Here is a 17,974-nt window from a genome sequence, read left to right on the forward strand (position 1 = left end):
CTTCACGCGTGCGGGGCCGCCGCCACCGGGCCACCCGGCCGGCACGCACCCCGGCGTCGGCCGCTCAGACGGCGTCCTGGGGGTACCAGCGCAGCTCGACGGAGTTGCCGTCCGGATCCCGCACGTAGAGCGAGGTGGCGCTGCCCCGCGCGCCGAACCGGCCCACCGGCCCCTCGATCACCGCGAAGGCACCCGACGCGACGACCTCCGCCCAGTCCAGCGGCTCCACCACCAGACAGAAGTGGTCGACGTTCGATTCGCCCCGGTCCCGGCGCACGAGGTCGATGATGGTCCCCGCGTCGATGCGTACCGAGGGGAACGGGACCGCGCCGGCCCGCCACCGGTCGACCCGCACCGGAGCCAGGCCGAGCAGCCCACAGTAGAAGTCCAGCGCGCGCTCCACGTCGGTCACGTTGAGCACCAGGTGGTCGAAGCCCGTGACCCGTACCGCGCTCACCTGACCTCCAGCGCGTAAGCCTGGCGCAGCCAGTCGGTGAACAGGGCGGGGTCGACGTCGGCGAGGGTACGCAGCTTGACGGAGGCCATCTGCCGGGCGCCGGCGACCAGCCGCCCCGAGGGGTCGGTGACCTCGGCGCCGCGCCACAGCCCGAAGGTGACGTACGTGCCGTACGCCTTCACGAGGCAGACGGGGTGCCGACCCGGCCGGTCGCCGAGGCCCCAGACCGGGTGTCCGTGCCACACCGCCGCGGTCGCGCCCGGCAGGGCCGACTCGATGACGGGGCGCAGCTTCTCGCCGATCTCCCGCAGGGGGGCGTCGAGATCGGCCAGGTAGTCGGTGACTGTCGTCGTTTCCATGCCCCTCACGATCCGCCGGCCGGCCACGTCGACCAAGACGCGATCGCACTACCATCGTTGAGCCGGATTCAACGATGGGGCGGGACGTGCTGGAACGACACGAGCTGGAGACCTTCCTGACCCTCGCCGAGGAGTTGCACTTCGGCCGGACGGCCGAGCGCCTGCGGGTGACCACCGGGCGGATCAGCCAGGTGGTCAAGAAGTTGGAACGCCGCGTCGGCGCCCCGCTCTTCGCCCGCACCAGCCGGGTCGTCCAGCTCACCCCGATCGGGCGGCAGCTCGCCGAGGACCTGGCGCCGCTGGTCGCCGGCATCGACGACGCCGTACGCCGGGCCGTCGACGCGGGACGGGGCGTGACCGGGCGGCTGCGGGTCGCCTTCCTCGGCGAGTGGACCGCCCCGACGCTGCTCAAGGGCGTCGCCCTGTTCTCGCAGCGCCACCCCGACTGCCAGGTCGAGGTGCGGGAGGTGCAGCTCTTCAACTCCCGGCAGAGCCTGCTCGACGGTTCCGTCGACGTCCTGATGGCCGCGTACCCCTTCGACGGGATGGCCTGCGGGCCGGCGCTGCTTCAGGAGCGGCGGTTGCTCGCGGTGACCGCCGGGCACCCGTTGACCCGGGAGGCGTCGGTCTCCCTGGAGACGCTCGGCGACCACCCGGTGGTGCAGTACCCGGCCGTGACCTCGGCGGAGTTCAAGCGCGACCGCACCCCCGAGCAGACCCCGTCGGGGCGGCCGGTGCCGAAGGGGCCGGCGGGCAACACGTTCTCGGAGATGCTGACGCTGGTCGCGATGGGGCGGGGGGTGCTGCCGGTGGGCGAGCACACGCGCCGCTACTACCCGCGCCCCGACGTGGCGTACGTGCCGATCCGGGACGCGCCACCGATCCGGCGGGGCCTGGTCTGGCGGGAGAGCAACGGCACGGCCCGCGTCCACGAGTTCGTGCGGGCCGCGACCGACGCGAACACGACCTGACGGGTCCCGCGCCGGGGGTGATCTTCGGTTGGCGCGCGCGGCCTACCGTGGGGGCATGGCGAACGCGACGTACGACCGCAAGGAGCAGTTCCAGCAGATCCAGAGCGGCCTGCTCCACGGAGAACAGATCATCGCCGTCTACGACGCCGTCGGCACCGGCACCGGCTTCATCGGCCTGACCGACCGGCGCGTCATCATCCAGGACCGCTCCTTCGTCGGCAAGCGGTACGCCATCACCAGCATCCCGTACTCGAAGATCACCAGCGTCAGCGTGGTCAGCAACAAGTCGTGGGGCGGCTCGTTCTTCTCCACCGGGGCCATCGCGATCCACGTCGGCACGCACACCTACGAGGTGGAGTTCCGGGGCGCCGACAAGAGCCACCACGTGCACAACGTGATCCTGCACCACATCAGCTGAGCTGGTCGGCGCGCTCCAGCAGGGCGCGGCGCTCCGCCCCGTGATGGGCGTCGGCGGCCCGCCGGAACAGCGCGGCGGCCCGCTCGCGTTCGCCCTGTCGGGCGGTCAGCTCGGCCTCGGCGGCGACGGCGAGCGGGTAGCCGTCCAGCGCCCCGCCGGCCCGGGCGGCGGCCAGCAGCGCCAGCCCCGCCGCCGGCCCGTACGCGTAGCCGTGGGCGACGGCGCGGTTCAGCTCGACCACCGGCGACGGCTGCCACCCGGCGAGCCGGTCGTACGCCTCGGCGATCGCGACCCAGTCGGTGGCCTCGGCGGACGCGGCGGTGGCGTGACAGGCGGCGATCCGGGCCTGGAGGGCGTACGGGCCGTCCGCCGGGACCCGCGCGAGAATGCCGACGCCCTCGGCGATCGCGGCGTGGTCCCAGCGGGTGCGGTCCTGCCGGTCGAGGGTGAGCAGGTTGCCGTCGCGGTCGCGGCGGGCGGCGCGCCGGGAGTGCTGGAGGAGGAAGAGGGCCAGCAGGGCGGCCACCTCGGGCTGGCCCGGCATCAGCCGATCGAGCAGCCGGGCCAGGCGGATCGCCTCGTCGGCGAAGGCGGGCTCGCCGTCGGCGTCGTAGCCCCGGGTGAAGAGCAGGTACAGCACGGCGAGGACGCCGGGGAGCCGCTCCGCGAGCATCGGGCCGGTCGGCACCCGGTACGGGATGCCGGCGGCGGCGATCTTCGCCTTGGCCCGGGTGAGCCGCCGGGTCATTGTCGACTCGGTGACCAGGAAGGCCCGCGCGATGTCGGCGGTCGACACCCCGCAGACCGTACGCAGCGTCAGGGCGACCCGCGCCTCCAGCGCCAGGGCCGGGTGACAGCAGGTGAAGACGAGCCGCAGCCGGTCATCCACGATCTCCCCCTCCCCCGCCGTTCCCGGATCGGGCTCCGCTGCGGTCAGCGTGAGGACGGCCAGCTCACGCAGCTTGCGCCGCTCGACCGAGGATCGCCGGAGCACGTCGATCGCGCGGTTGCGGGCCACCGTCATCAGCCAGCCGCCCGGGTTGGCGGGCACGCCCTCCGCCGGCCACCGGGCCAGCGCGAGCGCCGACGCCTCCTGGGCGCAGTCCTCGGCCAGGGTCCAGTCGCCGGTGACCCGGATCAGCGTCGCGACGATCCGGGCGTACGACCCGGTGCTCGCGGTGGCGACGGCGTCGGCCACCGCGAGCCGGTCGGTGGGGCCGTCAGCCACCCAGGCTGACGATCGGGCGTAGTTCGAGCCGGCCCTCGCGGGCCATCGGGTGGGCGCGCGCCACCTCGATCGCCTCGTCCAGGTCGGCGCACTCCAGCAGGTCGAAGCCCACGATGACCTCCTTTGTCTCGGCGAACGGGCCGTCGGAGACCAGCAACTCCCCGTTACGGACGCGGACCGTGGTGGCCGCCGTCGTCTCCGCGAGCGCGTCGCCCGTCAGCCGCCGGCCCCGCGCGTCGTTCTCCGCCACCCACGCCTCGATGTCCGGCCAGTCGGCACGGTCGGTGTCCGGCTCGCTGTCGGTGCAGACGAACATCAGGTATTTCATGTCGCTCCTCGATGTCGGGTACTCACCAGGGTGACGAACGGGCGACCCGGTTCCGGACGACGTGCGACCGGCGATCTCAGAATCTCGCGGGGCGGCGGGTGCACGGGCCGTCGTGGTCAGCCCGCAGCAGGCAGCGCCGGCCCTCAGGCAGCAGCGTGTCACAGAAGACCCGGTGCCGCAGGTGCTGCGCGTCCTCGGCGGAGACCGTGGTCTCGCCGGGGTCGGTCTGCGCGAGCACGCTCGCCCACCGCGCCACGACCCGCGCCAGGCGTACGGCGGAGAGCAGGTCCCTCGTGACGACCGGCAGGTGGATGACGAAACGCTCCCGGACGGCTCTCATCAGTGTTGGCCTCCAGCGAGTAGGAGGGGACGTCGACGGGCGACCGAAGGTGACGGAGGATTTCTCGTCCGAGCACTCAACGTCACTGGAACTATACGCACAGGGGCTCAGGGGCACAACCAGACCTGCCGACGGGGGAACAAGGCTGAAGCGCCATGACGATCGATCCGCGCTCGCACACCCCGGTCTACGTGCAGCTCGCCGACCTGCTCCGGCAGCGCATCGAGTCGGGCGAGTTCGGTCCCGGAACGACCTTGCCGAGCGAGACGCGACTGACGCAGGAGTATGGGATCGGCCGCGAAGCCGTGCGCATGGCGACCTCGTTGCTCCGGTCCGAGGGGCTGGTCAGCACGGTGCGGGGCCACGGCACCCACGTGCGGGAGACGCCGGTGCGCCGGCCGGTCGAAGTGCCTCCCGGCGCGACGGTGGTCGCGCGGATGCCCACGGGCGAGGAGCGGCGGAGCATGCAACTCGACGAGGGCGTGCCGGTGCTGGAGGTTCGCCACCCGGAGGGCACCACGGAGGTGCTGGCCGGCGACCAGGTCGAACTGATCCGTCCCACCCACTGACCCGCCCCACCGCTGGCCCGCCCCACCCGCTGACCGCCACCAACGCCCGGCCGCACGTCCTGCTGCACCGCGAGTGGAACACCATGTACGTCAAAACGCCTGTTTGACACCCGTGGAGTTCCACTCGTCCCGGCGGCTGCGGGCTAGCGGGGCGTTCGGGCAACGTCGGGCGGCGGGCAACGTCGTGGGCGGCGGCCGTCAGCCGGCGGGCGGCGGAGCGGGTCGGGGCCGGTCGGCGCGGAGCGGGGCGGCGCGGAGCAGGTCGGTGGCGGGTCGGTGGCGGCAGCGGTCACTGCTGGTCTAGCAGGAACGGGGTGTCCGGGCAGCTCAGGCACACGAAGATGCGCAGCGCGCCGTGCCGGCCGACGACGACACCGGTCGGCTCGTACGGGTCGTGGTCGGGCTCGCCGTCCGGCCGCGTCGGCTGCCACCGGCCGGTGCCCCGCTCGGAGGAGGCGACGACGAGGGCCAGCGTGGTGGGGCCGGCGCAGCGGGGGCACGGCGTCGGGCGCAGGTCGGTGAGGCTCCAGTCGGCGTAGCCGCCCACCTTCCAGCCGGGCACCATGACGGTGTCGACGTAGTTGTGGTCGTCGTACTCGCACTCCTCGTCCTGCTCGTCGACCAGCGTCCGCAGGGCCTCCGGCAGTTCCTGCGGGTACGGGTACTCGACCACCTGCTCCGGGTGCAGCCGGCACGGCCGGGGCACGTACCCGTCGTTCCCGATCTCGCCGCGCGGCGGCTGACCGAGGAGATCGGTCACGTCCGCCTCCCGCCGCCAGCGCAGCTCCACCGTCGGCCCCCACGGGCCCTCGGCGTGCTCGAACGGGCACCACAGCACCTGCAACAGGTCCGCCCCGCCGGGGCGCGGCAGGTCGGGGACGTCCTGCGCGCGCAGTTGCGCCAGCGGGACCATCGGGTTCGGCGCGGGGTGCGGTCGTGGCACGTACCGGTGGCCGACGACCGGGCCGCCGTCGCGCGAGCCCCAGCCGACGAAACCCGGGCCGATCAGGGCGGCGATCTCGTCGCGCAGCTCGACCTCGCCCTCGGCCAGGACGTGCGACTGCGTGCGCCGGCGCTCCGCCGCCCGCATCCGCTCCACCAGCTCGGCCGGGACCGGCACCTCCTCGTGCACCATGTGCGGCGCCTCGCAGGTGGGCCAGGGCTCGTCGGCCGGCCAGAGCAGCGGCCCGCCGACGTGGCTCATGGCGGCCGTGGCCGCCCCGGGGCGCGGGTGCAGACGGGTCGCCGTGCGCCCCAACTTCTCCAGGCCGGGGTAACGGGCGAGCACGTCGGGCGGGAGGGGCGGGGTGATCATGGCGAGATCGTAGGCGGTCGACGGCCACCCGATCAGCCGGCGACGACGTCGCAGGGGTGGGTGTCGCCCGGGTCGTACGGCGTGTCCGCCAACTCGACGGCCTGGGAGTGCTCCAGGGCGAAGTAGACGTGGGCGCAGCGCGGCTCCACCGTGACCGCGTCACCCGCCTCGATCGTCAGCTCGGTCCGCTCGCCGGAGTCCAGGTCGCGGAACACCGCCCGGAGCCGCCCGCTGATCACGTACAGCGTCTCCGTCCTGTGGGCGTGGTAGTGGTTGCCGCGCGGCCGGACGGCGTCCGGCCGGAACTCCAGGTACGCCAGGAAGCGGTAGGTGCCGCCGTTGACGATCTGGGCCAGCTCGCCGGCTGGCGACTGGATCCGACCGCCACCTTCCGGGATCGGCGGTGACGTCACCGGAAGCCGGCGGAGGCGTACCTTCTGCACCGCCCGATCGTAGGTCCGGCCCGGCGCCGCCTGCCCAGCCGCCAGCCCGCCGCCGTCCAGCACGCCCCCCAGAGCAGGAAGAACGGCGACCACAGCAACAGGTCCCACCACGCCAGGTCGCGGGCCAGGGCGGCGTGCCCGACCGGCGGCGGCCGGACGCCGGTCAGCAGCAGCGCGTCACCGACGAGGCCGTGCCCCAGCACGCCGACCGACCGGGCGATCATGAGGATGCCGAGCGTCCAGGTGACCGCCAGCAGCAGCCGGCGGGGAAAGGCCGCCGGCCAGGGGCGCAGGGTGGCCAGCGCGACCACGACACCGACGACCGCGGCGGCGGCCAGCGCCCAGTGGCTCGCCACGAACAGCGGGTCGCGGGCGAGCAGCCGTTCGCGCAGCTCCGGCGGGAGCGGATCCTTGTCGGCCAGCGCGTTGGCCCCCAGCGCCTGCGCGAGCTTCATCGCCCCGTAGGCCGAGGCGCACGCCGCCGCGCCGTACGCGCCCACCCGCGCCCGGTCAGTGCGCGGCACGTCTCGTCGCCACCACGTAGGACCGGATCGTCGCCACGAGCAGCCCGATCACGACGAGTCCGAGGACCCCGTGGTACCACTGCCAGCCCACGCCGAGGCCCACGAACCCGTCCACCACCATGATCGTCGCGCCGGCCCCGACGGCCAGCAGCATGCCCGCCAGCGCCAGCAGCATCAGGGGCCTCGGCACCCGCCGCCCCGGCGCCGTGACCGTGGCGAGGGCGAGGCAGGCGCCCGCCACCCCCGACGCGGTCGCCGACCACTGCGCGGTCGCCACGCCCATCACGTCGCGGGCGTAGCGTTCGTGCTCGGCGGCCGGGACGACCGGGCCGCCCGGGAAACCGAGCCGGGATTCGAGGGCGAAGGCGGCCTTGCCCACGGCGTACGCGAGGAAGAGCACCACCAACGCGTAGGCCGGCCAGCGCCGCGCACCGGAAGAAGCATCCATGCTCCCGACGCTAGGCCCGGCGGACCCCGCGCCGACTCCCGAGCGCGAGGGGACCGCCTCCCCCGTGGGAGGGAGCGCGGTGGTTCAGGCCGTGCTCGGCCGTCTCCGGCGCCCGTGCACGGCCCGCGTTTCGCGCCGGTCCGGAGGGCTACCGTCGAGACATGGACATTCATGGTTCTGCGGCGGAGGCCGCCTGGGTGCCGGACGCGTGCACGCTGCCGACGGCCGCGCGGCCGCTGCGGCTCGCCGAGTTCGACCGGCTCTTCCGCGACGCGGTACGCGACGTCACGCGGCTCTCCGCACGGCACCTGCGGTTGCGGCTCGCCGGCACGGCGCAGACGGAGCAGACGGTACGGGACCTGACGGCGCGCGAGTCGGCGTGCTGCTCGTTCTTCACGTTCGACCTGTCCCGATCCGGGCCGGACGCGCTGACGCTGGACATCCGGGTACCGGCGGCACACGTCGCCGTGCTCGACGGCCTCACCGACCAGGCGGCGGCAGCGGCGGGCGGACGGTGACCGGGTCGGCCGCGCGGCCGCGGCGGCGGTGACGGCAGGGGCTGGCCGGTAGTCACGTGCGGGCGCGCCCCCACCGGTGATCATCGCGGCGTGGAGGCGCGCCCTACCGACGGCGTCGGCCGTGGAGCGGATCCCGTGCGACCCGCTCCAGTTGCCAATATTCCGCAGTTGCCAAGACTTTGCAATAAGGCATACTGATCGGAAGATCGTCCACTCGCGAAAGGGTCCCCATGGCCGTCTACAAGCTCCCCGACATGCCCTACGACTACGGGGCGCTGGAACCCGCCATGAGCGGTCAGATCCTGGAGCTGCACCACAGCAAGCACCACGCCGCGTACGTCAAGGGCAGCAACGACGCCCTCGACCAGCTCGCCGAGGCCCGCGACAAGGGCGACTACTCGGCGCTTGTCGGCCTGGAGAAGACCCTGGCCTTCAACCTCTCCGGGCACGTCCTGCACTCGATCTTCTGGAACAACCTCTCCCCCGATGGCGGCGACCGCCCGGACGGCGAGCTGGCCGCCGCCATCGGCGAACACTTCGGCTCGTTCGACGGCTTCGCCGGCCAGCTCTCCGCCGCCACGAAGAGCGTGCAGGGCTCCGGGTGGGGCGTCCTGGCGTGGGAGCCGCTGGCGCAGCGCCTCATCGTCGAACAGGTCTACGACCACCACGGCAACGTCGGCCACGGCTCCACGCCGATCCTGGTCTTCGACGCCTGGGAACACGCCTACTACCTGCAGTACAAGAACGTCCGCCCGGACTACGTCGACCGGCTCTGGGACCTGGTCGACTGGGCCGACGTCACCCGACGCTTCGACGCCGCGCGCGCCGCCGGCAACCCGCTCACCGCAACGCCCTGATCCGGCCGACCGCTCACCGGGTCGTGCCCCCGCTACCGTTCCCACCATGACGGTGGTGCGCTCGATCCTGCTGTTCCTGCTCGCCGCGCTCGCCGAGATCGGCGGGGCCTGGCTCGTGTGGCAGGGCTGGCGCGAGCACCGGGGGCTGCTGTGGGTGGCGGCGGGGGTCGTCGCCCTCGGCCTCTACGGCTTCGTCGCCACCTTCCAGCCCGACCCGAACTTCGGCCGGATCCTGGCCGCCTACGGCGGCGTCTTCGTCGCCGGCTCCCTCACCTGGGGCATGGTCGTCGACAAGTTCCGCCCCGACCGCTACGACATCGTCGGCGCGGCCATCTGCCTGGTCGGGGTCGCCATCATCATGTACGCCCCACGCAGCGGCTGAGCCGCGCTCCCGCGGCCGGGGAACGGATGACGCCGGCTGCTACCTTCGGCACCCATGGACGACTCGCCCCCGTGGTACCGGCCGGCGCCCGACGTGCTGCTCATGTTCGGCACCAGCATCACCCTGCTCGGGTACCTGACCCCCTGGTTCCGGATCAGCGAGAGGTACCTGTGGTCGTATTCGGGCTGGGCCTACCTGGAAGTCGGAGGCGGCTGGACCTGGTGGGTGGTGGTTCTCCTCCTGACCGCCCTCGGTGCCAGCTTCTGGGCCCGCCGGGCGGCGGGGTTCGCTCTGCTCACCGTTGGCGCGGCGGTGGCCGGGATGTTCCTCGCCAGCGCCGTGGTCGCGGTGAGCCTGGGTTCCCTGCCGGAACGCAGCAACATCAACTGGGTCGGTGAACTGCCCTTCGGGTGGGGCCTGCCGCTGATGGCAATCGGCTTCGGAACCGTCGTCGCCGGAGCCATGGCCGCCGTGCGCCGTTGACGGGGCACGTACGCCATCGCCCTGCCCCGTCTCACATGGCGACCTCACGCGGCCCACCGGTCTGCCGACCGAACAGGTAGCGTCCGGCCATGCGCCTGAGGTTCGGCCGCCCCGACATCGACGCCCATGCCGACCGGTTCGACGTCCCGGCTGCGGCCGAGGGCTTCAGCGTCACGTTCCTCGGCACCGCCAGCCTGCTGTTCGACGACGGTGACACCGCGGTGCTGACCGACGGGTTCTTCTCCCGGCCGTCCCTGCTCAGGGTCGCTCTCCGCAAGCTCGCCCCCGACGACGCACGCATCGACTCCGCGCTCACCCGGCTGGGACTGGAGCACGACGAGGGCGGACGCCGGCTGGCCGCCGTGGTCCCGGTGCACACCCACTTCGATCACGTCCTGGACTCCGCGACCGTCGCGCTCCGCACCGGTGCGGTGCTCACCGGTGGCCGGTCCGCGGCCTGGGTCGGTCGAGGGGCCGGCCTCACCGACGACCGCATCCAGGTCGTCACGCCGCGCGAGCCGGTGACCCGGGGCCCCTTCACCCTCACGTTCGTCAAGTCCACGCACTGCCCACCGGATCGCTTCCCCGGTGCGATCACCGCACCCGTGGTGCCCCCTGCCAGGGCCAGCGCCTACAGGTGCGGTGAGGCGTGGTCCGTGCTCGTCGCGCACACGAGCGGCCGGACGGCGCTGGTCCAGGGCAGCGCCGGCTACCTGCCCGGAGCACTGGACGGGTGCCGGGCCGACGTGGTCTATCTGGGCGTCGGCCAGCTCGGCGTGCAGGACGAGCAGTACCTCCGCGCCTACTGGAACCAGACCGTACGGGCCGTCGGAGCCCGGCGCGTGGTCCTCGTCCACTGGGACGACTTCTTCCGCCCGCTCGACCAGCCGCTACGCGCCCTGCCGTACGCGGGCGACGACCTCGACCGCACCATGCGCGTCCTCGTCCGGCTGGCCGACCACGACCGGATCCCGCTGCGCCTGCCGATGGTGTGGCGTCGGGAGGATCCCTGGGCGGGACTCGGCTGACATCCCACCCCGCCAGGGTGTGCGGCTCAGTACGGCTGGCCGCACACCTTCCAGGCGCCGTCCTCCTTCACCAGCATGAACATGTGCTGGTCGGTGAAGCCGCTGTCCAGTTGCAGCGCCATGCGTACGGTCGCCGTGGTGCGGCCGTTGACGCTCTGCACGTTCACGCCGTTCACCTTGTGACCGCGGATCTTCGGCTCCTTGGCGACACCCTGGACGAACGCCTCCCTCGGGTACCCGGCGCGCGTGTCGCCGCACAACAGCTCGTACGCCGCGTCCGGATCGCCCGCCTCCAGGTGGCTGACGAACGACTCAGCGGCCTGCCGCGCCGGATCAGTCGCGCCCTTGACCCCCTTGTACAGGAAGAAGCCGCCGATACCGGCGCCACCGCAGCACAGCACGAGGACCACGCCGACGACGATCAACACGGTACGCAGCGTGCGCTTCTTCGGCGGTTGGGGCGGCTGGGGCATCTGGTGCTGATAGGCCATGGCTAGGGAGGGTAGGCGACGCGAGCAATCCTCCGACGCGCTGGATTCGGACGGACCAGGTACCGCCGGGCATCGAGGTCGACCGGGAGATCACGATTCGACTCGACAGATGGAATCGTCCCGAGCCTGATCTTCTGGCCACGAGGGCGCCCTACGATCCGTCCCGGACCGTCTACACGCCTGAGGTCCACACCTACGAACTCGATGAGCCCGCCCGGTCGTACGTGCCGACCGCGATTCATCGCCACGTGCTGCGCACCACGACACCGTTCACGATCAAGCTCGATCTGGACGGGCTGGTGCCCGTTCGCAAGAGCTGAGCCGGGCGCCGCCGCCGTCAGAGGTCGCTCAAAACGTGACTACCCGTTGAACCGGATCGTCACTACACGTTGAAGCGGAACTCCACGACGTCGCCGTCCTGCATGACGTACTCCTTGCCCTCGATCCGGACCTTGCCGGCGGCCTTGGCCGCCGCCATCGAACCGGCCGCGACCAGGTCGCCGAAGGAGACCACCTCGGCCTTGATGAAGCCGCGCTGGAAGTCGGAGTGGATGACGCCTGCGGCCTCCGGCGCGGTCGCGCCGACCGGGACGGTCCAGGCGCGCGCCTCCTTGGGGCCGGCGGTGAGGTACGTCTGGAGTCCGAGCGTGCGGAACCCGACGCGGACGAGCTGGTCCAGGCCCGGCTCGTTCTGCCCGATCGACTCCAGCAGCTCGCGGGCCTCCTCGTCGGGCAGGTCCACCAGCTCGGACTCGATCTTGGCGTCCATGAAGACGGCCTCGGCCGGGGCGACCAGGGCGCGCAGTTCGTCGAGGAACTCGGCGTTGCCCAGCTCGGCCTCGTCGACGTTGAAGACGTAGAGGAAGGGCTTGGTGGTGAGCAGGTGCAGCTCGCGCAGGTGCTCCAGCTCGATGCCCGCGTCCTTGGCGCCCGCGTAGAGGGTGACGCCGGTGTCGAGCAGCTCGACGGCCTGCTTGGCGGCGGTGACGGCGGCGGCCCGGTCCTTGCGGAGCTTGGCCTCCTTCTCCAGCCGGGGCAGGGCCTTCTCCAGGGTCTGGAGGTCGGCGAGGATCAGCTCGGTGTTGATCGTCTCGATGTCGTCGGCCGGGGAGACCTTGCCGTCGACGTGCACCACGTTCGGGTCGGAGAAGGCCCGGACGACCTGGCAGATCGCCGAGGCGTCGCGGATGTTCGCCAGGAACGCGTTGCCCCGGCCCTGCCCCTTGGAGGCGCCGCGCACCAGGCCGGCGATGTCGACGAACGACACCGGGGCCGGCAGCACCTTCTGCGAGCTGAAGATCTCGGCGAGCGTGTGCAGCCGCTCGTCCGGCAGCCCGACGACGCCGACGTTGGGCTCGATGGTGGCGAACGGGTAGTTCGCCGCGAGCACGTCGTTCTTGGTCAGCGCGTTGAACAGGGTGCTCTTGCCGACGTTGGGCAGGCCGACGATCCCGATGGTGAGACTCACGACGAGCCAGCTTACGCCGACGCCCCACACCCCGGTTCAGGCAGGCCGGTGCACCGGGCCACGCCCGACCGATCTTGGTACGGAACGGCCCCTCCAGGGGCGCTCCCGTACCAAGATCGGCACGGAGGACCGGGCCGGCCCGGAGGGTCGGGCCGGGTTCGCGCAGCTCGGGCCGGTCAGGCGAGCAGGCGGGGGGTGATCCGGGTCTCCCGGGCGGTGCCGTCGTCGGCGCGGCTGACCTCGTACGCCGAGGGCCCCTCGCGGTCCGCGACCGCCTCGACCAGGCGGGTGCCCCGGTAGAGCAGGCCGGTGCCGTCGTCGGTGCAGTGCGCGGTCGGCAGCGTGCCGTCGGCGACCAGCTTGTGCATCAGCGGGCGGCGCTGCTCCTCGCTGTCGTAGTGCACGCCGTTGCCGTAGGGCAGCCAGCCCAGCCCGTCTGTGAAGCCGCGCAGGGTGGTGCCGAAGCTGTCGGTGGCCCCGCCGGCGTGCCAGCAGATCGAGCCGGCGGAGACGCCGCCGAGCACCACGCCGGCCTCCCAGCACTCGCGCAGGATCTCGCCGAGGCCGTGCACCCGCCAGACCGCGCAGAGGTTGGCGACGCTGCCGCCGCCGACCCAGATCACGTCCTGGGCGAGCAGGTGGGCGCGGACGTCGTCGACGTTCGGCATCGGGAAGAGCGCCAGGTGCGTCATCCGGAACCGGCTGCCGGCGAACGCCTCGTAGACCCGGGCGAGCGTGGTCGGCTGGTCTCCCTCGGCCTGGTTGAGGAAGCAGATCCTGGGCTCCGGCCCGGCCTCGGCCAGCTCGGCGGCGAGGTCGAAGACGGGATTGACCCGCCGGGGCCCGCCCTCGTGGCGCGGCGCGTAGATGCCCATGCTGGTGGCGAGGATGGTCGGTTCACTGGCGGGCACGGTCGTCCTTCCGTCGGGGTCGACGGTGCCCATCCTGCCCGAGGCCGCTCCCCCGCCGCTCGGCGCCCGCCACGCGGGCCCGCCCGGGCCGGTCGCCGGCCCGGGGCTGCCGCCCGTCGCCGCCAGGGTCAGCGCCGCCCATCGCCGCCAGGTCAGCGCCGCCGGTCGCCGGCCCGGGGCTGCCGTCCGTCGGCCGCCAAGGTCCGCGGCGCCGGTCAGCGTCCGCTGTCGGTGACCGCGCCCAGCAGCGTACGCAGCAGGTCGGCGAGGCGCCGCTGGTCCTCGGCGGGCAGCGCGTCGAGCAGGCGGCGCTGGACGGCCAGCCCCGCCTCGGCGGCCTCCTCCACCAGTTCGAGGCCGGCCGGCGTGAGGGTGACCAGGAGCCCGCGCCGGTCCGCCGGGTCGGGTGCGCGGCGGAGCAGTCCGGCGCGTTCCAGCCGGTCGAGTCGGCCGGTCATCCCGCCGGAGGTGAGCATCAGCGAGGCGGTGAGCGCCTTCGGCGCCAGCGTGTAGGGGGTGCCGGCGCGGCGCAGGGCGGCCAGCACGTCGAACTCGCCCCGGCTGATCGACCAGCGGGCGTAGGTGCGCTCCTGCTCGTCGCCGACGAGCCGGGCCAGCCGGTAGATCCGGCCGAAGACCGCCATCGGCTCGGGGCGCATTCCGGGCCGCTCGCGCTGCCACTGCTCGACGATGCCGTCGACGTCGTCCCGCTCGGTCACCCCCGGATTGTGCCGCACCTCGCACTCCCGCTTTTACTCGCCACGAAGTAGCTTAGTGGCAAGATACTTAGCAACAAGAGTTAGCGAGGAACCGTGGACCGACGCCGGCTCGACATCCTGCTCACCGCCGCCGCGCCGACCGCGTGGGGCACGACGTACCTGGTCACCAGCGAACTGCTGCCGCCCGACCGGCCGCTCTGGTCCGGCGCGATCCGGGCCCTGCCCGCCGGCCTGCTGCTGCTCGCGCTGACCCGGCACCGCCCGCACGGCGCCTGGTGGTGGCGCGCGGCCGTGCTCGGCGCGCTGAACATCGGGGCGTTCTTCCCGCTGCTCTTCTTCGCCGCGTACCACCTGCCCGGCGGCGCCGCCGCGGTGCTCGGCGCCACCCAGCCGCTGCTGGTGGCGGGGCTGACGGTGCTCGTGCTGCACGAACGGCCCCAACCCCGGGCGCTGGCCGCCGCGCTCGCGGCGCTCGCCGGGGTCACCCTGGTCGTGCTGCGCCCCGACGCGGGCCTCGACCCGACGGGCGTCGCCGCCGGGCTGACCGCCACCGCCGCGATGGGCGCGGGCCTGGTGCTGACCCGTCGCTGGGGCCGTCCGCCGGGCGTCGGCACGCTCACCGCCACCGGCTGGCAGCTCACCGCCGGCGGGCTGATGGTGGTGCCGGCCGCCCTGCTGGTCGAGGGGACGCCGCCCGTGCCCGACCCGCCGGCACTGGCCGGCTACGCGTGGCTGACGCTGGTCGGGACGGCGCTGGCGTACGCGCTGTGGTTCCGGGGCGCGGCCCGACTGCCGGTCACCCAGGTGTCGCTGCTCGGGGCGCTCAGCCCGCTGACGGCCGCCGCGCTCGGCTGGGCCGTGCTCGGGCAGGCGATGACCGGCTGGCAGCTCGCCGGCTTCGCCGTGGCGGTCGGCGCCACCGTGGCCGGGCAGCTGCCGGGACGCCGGCCCGGACCGGCGGGCACCGCGCCCGGCGGGCCACCCTGGCATCGGTCGCGGGGCCCGGCGGGTCGGTCGCCCGGGGCGGCGGGTCAGTCGCGGGGACCGGCCTGGCGGGGCACCACGGCCTCGATCGGCAGGGCGCCGGGAGCCAGCTCCCCGGCGGCGGCCAGCGGCAGGGTGAAGCGGGCCTCGGCGGCGGGACCGGCCGCGTACGACTCGCGGAGCATCCAGCGCACCTCGTCGGCCGTCCAGCCCAGCCCGGCGCGGCCGGCGATCTCCCGGACCAGGCGCAGCGCCACCCGGGTGTCGTCGTCGTAGAACCGCATGCACCAGTGGTGCACCCACATGCCCAGCGCGCGGAGCCCGTCGGCGTCGAGCGAGCGCACCAGCCGGCCGCAGGCGGTGTCACCGAACGCCCGCCCCGGGTCGCCGGCCCGGTCCCGTTCGATCGCGCCGACGGCGGCCGGGGCGACCGCGCGCATCCGCTCGTAGAAGCGCTGCACCACCGCGCCGTCCAGCGGAGGGTGCCCGTCCCGTGTCGACGCCGCCCGCCGACCCGCCACGCTCGCCATCGCCGCACCCCTTCTTGAGTTGGTGGCCGGACGGTACCGACCACAACCGACACTTTCGGCGCCGGGCGTCCGGTTCAGGCCCGGACGGCCACGTCCGATTCCCGCGAGCCAGGGGCGCCGGGCAGGGGCATCATCGGTGACGTGGAGTTGGACTTCGAGCGGTGCTACCGGGCGGTCGACAGCCGCGACCAGCGGTTCGACGGCTGGTTCTACACAGGTGTCACGTCGACCGGGATCTACTGCCGGCCGTCCTGCCCGGCGATGACGCCGAAGCGGCAGAACGTCCGGTTCTTCCCCTCGGCCGCCGCCGCCCAGACGGCGGGGCTGCGCGCCTGCCGGCGCTGCCGGCCGGACGCCGCCCCGGGCTCCCCGCAGTGGGACGTACGGGCCGACGTCGTCGGTCGGGCCATGCGGCTGATCGCCGACGGGGTGGTGGACCGCGACGGCATCCCGGGGCTGGCCGCCCGGCTCGGCTACACCGAACGGCACCTGCACCGGATGCTGCGGGCCGAGATGGGCGCCGGTCCCCTGGCCCTGGCCCGGGCGCAACGCGCGCAGACCGCCCGCACCCTGATCGAGACCACCGGGCTGGGCATGGCGGAGGTCGCGTTCGCCGCCGGATTCGGCAGCGTGCGGCAGTTCAACGACACGGTCCGGGAGGTGTTCGGGGCTGCCCCGTCCGAGTTGCGCACCGCCGGCCGCCGGTGTCCCGCGCCGGGTGGGGCGGGCACGATCACGCTGCGGCTCGCGTACCGCCCGCCGCTGCACGCGGAGGCGCTGCTGGACTTCCTCGCGCTGCGCGCGCTGCCCGGCGTCGAGGAGGTGCGCGACGGGACGTACCGGCGAGGGCTGCGGCTGCCGCACGGCGCGGGTGAGGCGGCCCTGACCCCGGCGGACGGGCACGTGACGGCGACGCTGCGGCTGACCGACATGCGCGACCTCGCCCCCGCCGTGGCCCGCTGCCGTCGCCTGCTCGACCTCGACGCCGACCCGACCGCCGTCGACGGCACGCTCGCCGCCGACCCGGCGCTGGCCGGGGTGGTCGCCGCCGAGCCGGGCATCCGGCTCCCCCGCTCGGTCGACGGCTTCGAGATGGCCGTGCGGGCGATCGTCGGCCAACAGGTCTCCGTCCGCTCGGCCCGCACCACCCTCACCCGCCTCCTGGCCCACCTCCGCCCGCCCGCCCCCGGCCCCACCCCCGGCCCCGCTGGCGTTGATCAAGAGGTTTCGACAGCCGGGGAGCGCTCTCGGGAGCCGAAACCTCTTGATCAACCAGCCGAGGGGGCGTGGAGGGCGTGGCTGTCCGGTTTCCCCACCGCCGAGGAGGTGCTCGGGGTGCCGGACGAGGTGTTCGGGATGCCGGCCGGGAGGCGGGAGACGATCCGCGGGCTGGCCCGCGCCGTCGCCGACGGGTCGCTGGACCTGGCGCCGGGCGGGGACCGCGAGGAGACCGTCCGGCGGCTGCTGGCGCTGCCCGGGATCGGGCCCTGGACGGCGGGCTACGTGGCGATGCGCGCCCTCGGCGACCCGGACGTCCTGCTCCCCACCGACCTCGCCGTACGCCGGGGCGCCGCAGCCCTCGGCCTCCCCGACGCCCCCACGACCCTCGACACGTACGCCGACCGCTGGCGCCCCTGGCGCTCGTACGCGGTGATCCGACTCTGGAGAGCAGCATGAGCATGAACGACAGCACCGTCATCGACACCCCCGCCGGGCCGCTCAGCATCGTGGCCGGCCCGGACGGCGCGGTCCGGGCGGCGGGCTTCACCGGCGACCCGGAGAGCCTGCTCCCCCTGGTCCACCCGACCCTGCGGGCCCCGCTGCGGCACCGGGCCGACCTCGGCCCGGTCAGCGTCGCCGTGGCGTCCTACCTGGACGGCGAGCTGGCCGCGATCGACGCCGTGCCGGTCCAGCAGCACACGGGGGGCGCGTTCATGGCGCACGCCTGGCAGGTGCTGCGCGAGGTGAAACCGGGCGACCCGGTGACCTACACCGGTTTCGCCGGGCTGGCCGGCCGCCCCGCCGCCGTACGGGCCGCCGCGGCGGCCTGCGCCCGTAACGCCGCCGCCCTGTTCGTCCCCTGCCACCGGGTGCTGCGTACCGACGGGACGCTCGGGGGCTACCGCTGGGGGCTGGACGTGAAGAAGTGGCTTCTCGGGCACGAGCGGCGATGACGGGAAGCCGACACCTGCGCCGGCTCCGT

The 17,974-nt window shown here is 73.8% G+C and carries 24 protein-coding genes and 1 pseudogene; 11 read left to right on the forward strand and 14 right to left on the reverse strand.

The window, feature by feature from the left end; genetic code table 11:
• Positions 1 to 64: 64 nt before the first annotated feature.
• On the reverse strand, positions 65 to 457 hold the full coding sequence (locus AB0B83_RS09815; RefSeq protein WP_357577812.1) for a VOC family protein: 393 nt from the start codon (positions 455 to 457) through the stop codon (positions 65 to 67).
• Positions 454 to 816, reverse strand: a complete 363-nt coding sequence (locus AB0B83_RS09820) for a DUF1801 domain-containing protein (protein WP_357577813.1) — start codon at positions 814 to 816, stop codon at positions 454 to 456. Before AB0B83_RS09820 ends, AB0B83_RS09815 begins: the two co-directional genes overlap by 4 nt.
• A gap of 86 nt (positions 817 to 902) precedes the next feature.
• Between AB0B83_RS09820 and AB0B83_RS09825 the strand changes: the two genes are divergently transcribed.
• Positions 903 to 1,787: a LysR family transcriptional regulator gene (locus AB0B83_RS09825; protein WP_357577814.1), complete on the forward strand. Its 885-nt coding sequence runs from the start codon at positions 903 to 905 to the stop codon at positions 1,785 to 1,787.
• A 55-nt stretch (positions 1,788 to 1,842) separates the two neighbouring features.
• Positions 1,843 to 2,205 carry a PH domain-containing protein gene (locus AB0B83_RS09830; RefSeq protein WP_088998502.1) on the forward strand — a complete coding sequence of 121 codons (363 nt, stop codon included), beginning with the start codon at positions 1,843 to 1,845 and terminating at the stop codon, positions 2,203 to 2,205.
• Here the strand turns inward: AB0B83_RS09830 and AB0B83_RS09835 are convergent.
• From AB0B83_RS09835 to AB0B83_RS09845, 3 genes are all read right to left on the reverse strand, one after another.
• Entirely contained in the window at positions 2,198 to 3,433 is a 1,236-nt protein-coding gene (locus tag AB0B83_RS09835; RefSeq protein WP_357577815.1) for a DUF6596 domain-containing protein, read from the reverse strand. The genes AB0B83_RS09830 and AB0B83_RS09835 overlap by 8 nt on opposite strands.
• Entirely contained in the window at positions 3,426 to 3,761 is a 336-nt protein-coding gene (locus tag AB0B83_RS09840; protein ID WP_132231031.1) for a YciI family protein, read from the reverse strand. Before AB0B83_RS09840 ends, AB0B83_RS09835 begins: the two co-directional genes overlap by 8 nt.
• A 76-nt stretch (positions 3,762 to 3,837) precedes the next feature.
• Positions 3,838 to 4,101 (reverse strand): hypothetical protein, encoded by a 264-nt coding sequence (locus tag AB0B83_RS09845; protein ID WP_357577816.1) that lies wholly within the window; start codon positions 4,099 to 4,101, stop codon positions 3,838 to 3,840.
• Positions 4,102 to 4,256: 155 nt separating this feature from the next.
• Between AB0B83_RS09845 and AB0B83_RS09850 the strand changes: the two genes are divergently transcribed.
• On the forward strand, positions 4,257 to 4,670 hold the full coding sequence (locus AB0B83_RS09850) for a GntR family transcriptional regulator (RefSeq protein ID WP_357577817.1): 414 nt from the start codon (positions 4,257 to 4,259) through the stop codon (positions 4,668 to 4,670).
• Between the two features lie 289 nt (positions 4,671 to 4,959).
• On the opposite strand, the gene AB0B83_RS09855 is transcribed toward AB0B83_RS09850, so the two are convergent.
• The 4 genes from AB0B83_RS09855 to AB0B83_RS09870 are packed head-to-tail and all read right to left on the reverse strand — an operon-like array spanning position 4,960 to position 7,400.
• Positions 4,960 to 5,985, reverse strand: a complete 1,026-nt coding sequence (locus AB0B83_RS09855) for a hypothetical protein (RefSeq protein WP_357577818.1) — start codon at positions 5,983 to 5,985, stop codon at positions 4,960 to 4,962.
• 32 nt (positions 5,986 to 6,017) lie between these two features.
• The gene (locus AB0B83_RS09860; RefSeq protein ID WP_357577819.1) at positions 6,018 to 6,428 is read right to left on the reverse strand and encodes a cupin domain-containing protein; all 411 of its coding nucleotides are present in this window, start codon (positions 6,426 to 6,428) and stop codon (positions 6,018 to 6,020) included.
• On the reverse strand, positions 6,395 to 6,952 hold the full coding sequence (locus tag AB0B83_RS09865) for a DUF3995 domain-containing protein (protein WP_357577820.1): 558 nt from the start codon (positions 6,950 to 6,952) through the stop codon (positions 6,395 to 6,397). Before AB0B83_RS09865 ends, AB0B83_RS09860 begins: the two co-directional genes overlap by 34 nt.
• On the reverse strand, positions 6,939 to 7,400 hold the full coding sequence (locus AB0B83_RS09870; protein ID WP_357577821.1) for a hypothetical protein: 462 nt from the start codon (positions 7,398 to 7,400) through the stop codon (positions 6,939 to 6,941). The genes AB0B83_RS09865 and AB0B83_RS09870 overlap by 14 nt, the downstream gene beginning before the upstream one ends.
• Before the next feature lie 161 nt (positions 7,401 to 7,561).
• Between AB0B83_RS09870 and AB0B83_RS09875 the strand changes: the two genes are divergently transcribed.
• The 5 genes from AB0B83_RS09875 (at position 7,562) to AB0B83_RS09895 (ending at position 10,668) form a co-directional block, all read left to right on the forward strand.
• Positions 7,562 to 7,918: a hypothetical protein gene (locus AB0B83_RS09875; RefSeq protein ID WP_357577822.1), complete on the forward strand. Its 357-nt coding sequence runs from the start codon at positions 7,562 to 7,564 to the stop codon at positions 7,916 to 7,918.
• A gap of 230 nt (positions 7,919 to 8,148) precedes the next feature.
• Positions 8,149 to 8,775: a superoxide dismutase gene (locus AB0B83_RS09880; protein WP_357577823.1), complete on the forward strand. Its 627-nt coding sequence runs from the start codon at positions 8,149 to 8,151 to the stop codon at positions 8,773 to 8,775.
• A gap of 46 nt (positions 8,776 to 8,821) precedes the next feature.
• Positions 8,822 to 9,157 carry a YnfA family protein gene (locus AB0B83_RS09885; RefSeq protein WP_357577824.1) on the forward strand — a complete coding sequence of 112 codons (336 nt, stop codon included), beginning with the start codon at positions 8,822 to 8,824 and terminating at the stop codon, positions 9,155 to 9,157.
• A gap of 54 nt (positions 9,158 to 9,211) precedes the next feature.
• A complete protein-coding gene (locus AB0B83_RS09890; protein WP_357577825.1) occupies positions 9,212 to 9,640 on the forward strand; it encodes a hypothetical protein in 429 nt (142 codons plus the stop codon).
• 89 nt (positions 9,641 to 9,729) lie between these two features.
• Positions 9,730 to 10,668, forward strand: a complete 939-nt coding sequence (locus AB0B83_RS09895; protein ID WP_357577826.1) for an MBL fold metallo-hydrolase — start codon at positions 9,730 to 9,732, stop codon at positions 10,666 to 10,668.
• 26 nt (positions 10,669 to 10,694) lie between these two features.
• On the opposite strand, the gene AB0B83_RS09900 is transcribed toward AB0B83_RS09895, so the two are convergent.
• The 4 genes from AB0B83_RS09900 to AB0B83_RS09915 all read right to left on the reverse strand — a co-directional run bounded on the left by AB0B83_RS09900 (position 10,695) and on the right by AB0B83_RS09915 (position 14,257).
• Positions 10,695 to 11,159, reverse strand: a complete 465-nt coding sequence (locus AB0B83_RS09900) for a DUF4878 domain-containing protein (RefSeq protein ID WP_357577827.1) — start codon at positions 11,157 to 11,159, stop codon at positions 10,695 to 10,697.
• A gap of 382 nt (positions 11,160 to 11,541) precedes the next feature.
• On the reverse strand, positions 11,542 to 12,627 hold the full coding sequence (ychF, locus tag AB0B83_RS09905; RefSeq protein ID WP_357577828.1) for a redox-regulated ATPase YchF: 1,086 nt from the start codon (positions 12,625 to 12,627) through the stop codon (positions 11,542 to 11,544).
• A gap of 176 nt (positions 12,628 to 12,803) precedes the next feature.
• The gene (locus AB0B83_RS09910; protein WP_357577829.1) at positions 12,804 to 13,538 is read right to left on the reverse strand and encodes a peptidase E; all 735 of its coding nucleotides are present in this window, start codon (positions 13,536 to 13,538) and stop codon (positions 12,804 to 12,806) included.
• Between the two features lie 215 nt (positions 13,539 to 13,753).
• Positions 13,754 to 14,257 (reverse strand): MarR family transcriptional regulator, encoded by a 504-nt coding sequence (locus tag AB0B83_RS09915; RefSeq protein ID WP_357577830.1) that lies wholly within the window; start codon positions 14,255 to 14,257, stop codon positions 13,754 to 13,756.
• 93 nt (positions 14,258 to 14,350) lie between these two features.
• Between AB0B83_RS09915 and AB0B83_RS09920 the strand changes: the two are divergent.
• A pseudogene (locus tag AB0B83_RS09920) lies at positions 14,351 to 15,166 on the forward strand (EamA family transporter); the annotation flags it as partial.
• Between the two features lie 122 nt (positions 15,167 to 15,288).
• Here the strand turns inward: AB0B83_RS09920 and AB0B83_RS09925 are convergent.
• Positions 15,289 to 15,771 (reverse strand): hypothetical protein, encoded by a 483-nt coding sequence (locus tag AB0B83_RS09925; RefSeq protein ID WP_225852416.1) that lies wholly within the window; start codon positions 15,769 to 15,771, stop codon positions 15,289 to 15,291.
• A gap of 141 nt (positions 15,772 to 15,912) precedes the next feature.
• Between AB0B83_RS09925 and AB0B83_RS09930 the strand changes: the two genes are divergently transcribed.
• Entirely contained in the window at positions 15,913 to 17,448 is a 1,536-nt protein-coding gene (locus AB0B83_RS09930; protein WP_357577831.1) for an AlkA N-terminal domain-containing protein, read from the forward strand.
• Positions 17,445 to 17,945: a methylated-DNA--[protein]-cysteine S-methyltransferase gene (locus AB0B83_RS09935; RefSeq protein WP_357577832.1), complete on the forward strand. Its 501-nt coding sequence runs from the start codon at positions 17,445 to 17,447 to the stop codon at positions 17,943 to 17,945. The genes AB0B83_RS09930 and AB0B83_RS09935 overlap by 4 nt, the downstream gene beginning before the upstream one ends.
• Positions 17,946 to 17,974 lie beyond the last annotated feature (29 nt).

Source organism: Micromonospora sp. NPDC049060, assembly GCF_040649055.1.
GTDB classification, from domain to species: Bacteria; Actinomycetota; Actinomycetes; order Mycobacteriales; family Micromonosporaceae; genus Micromonospora; species Micromonospora reichwaldensis.

Bases quoted from the DNA above. Each gene is read 5' to 3' on its own strand.
- AB0B83_RS09820 (WP_357577813.1), bottom strand. From the start codon at position 816: ATGGAAACGACGACAGTCACCGACTACCTGGCCGATCTCGACGCCCCC.
- AB0B83_RS09830 (WP_088998502.1), top strand. From the start codon at position 1,843: ATGGCGAACGCGACGTACGACCGCAAGGAGCAGTTCCAGCAGATCCAG.
- AB0B83_RS09840 (WP_132231031.1), bottom strand. From the start codon at position 3,761: ATGAAATACCTGATGTTCGTCTGCACCGACAGCGAGCCGGACACCGAC.
- AB0B83_RS09845 (WP_357577816.1), bottom strand. From the start codon at position 4,101: ATGAGAGCCGTCCGGGAGCGTTTCGTCATCCACCTGCCGGTCGTCACG.
- AB0B83_RS09850 (WP_357577817.1), top strand. From the start codon at position 4,257: ATGACGATCGATCCGCGCTCGCACACCCCGGTCTACGTGCAGCTCGCC.
- AB0B83_RS09855 (WP_357577818.1), bottom strand. From the start codon at position 5,985: ATGATCACCCCGCCCCTCCCGCCCGACGTGCTCGCCCGTTACCCCGGC.
- AB0B83_RS09870 (WP_357577821.1), bottom strand. From the start codon at position 7,400: ATGGATGCTTCTTCCGGTGCGCGGCGCTGGCCGGCCTACGCGTTGGTG.
- AB0B83_RS09875 (WP_357577822.1), top strand. From the start codon at position 7,562: ATGGACATTCATGGTTCTGCGGCGGAGGCCGCCTGGGTGCCGGACGCG.
- AB0B83_RS09880 (WP_357577823.1), top strand. From the start codon at position 8,149: ATGGCCGTCTACAAGCTCCCCGACATGCCCTACGACTACGGGGCGCTG.
- AB0B83_RS09885 (WP_357577824.1), top strand. From the start codon at position 8,822: ATGACGGTGGTGCGCTCGATCCTGCTGTTCCTGCTCGCCGCGCTCGCC.
- AB0B83_RS09890 (WP_357577825.1), top strand. From the start codon at position 9,212: ATGGACGACTCGCCCCCGTGGTACCGGCCGGCGCCCGACGTGCTGCTC.
- AB0B83_RS09895 (WP_357577826.1), top strand. From the start codon at position 9,730: ATGCGCCTGAGGTTCGGCCGCCCCGACATCGACGCCCATGCCGACCGG.
- AB0B83_RS09900 (WP_357577827.1), bottom strand. From the start codon at position 11,159: ATGGCCTATCAGCACCAGATGCCCCAGCCGCCCCAACCGCCGAAGAAG.
- AB0B83_RS09925 (WP_225852416.1), bottom strand. From the start codon at position 15,771: ATGGCGAGCGTGGCGGGTCGGCGGGCGGCGTCGACACGGGACGGGCAC.
- AB0B83_RS09935 (WP_357577832.1), top strand. From the start codon at position 17,445: ATGAGCATGAACGACAGCACCGTCATCGACACCCCCGCCGGGCCGCTC.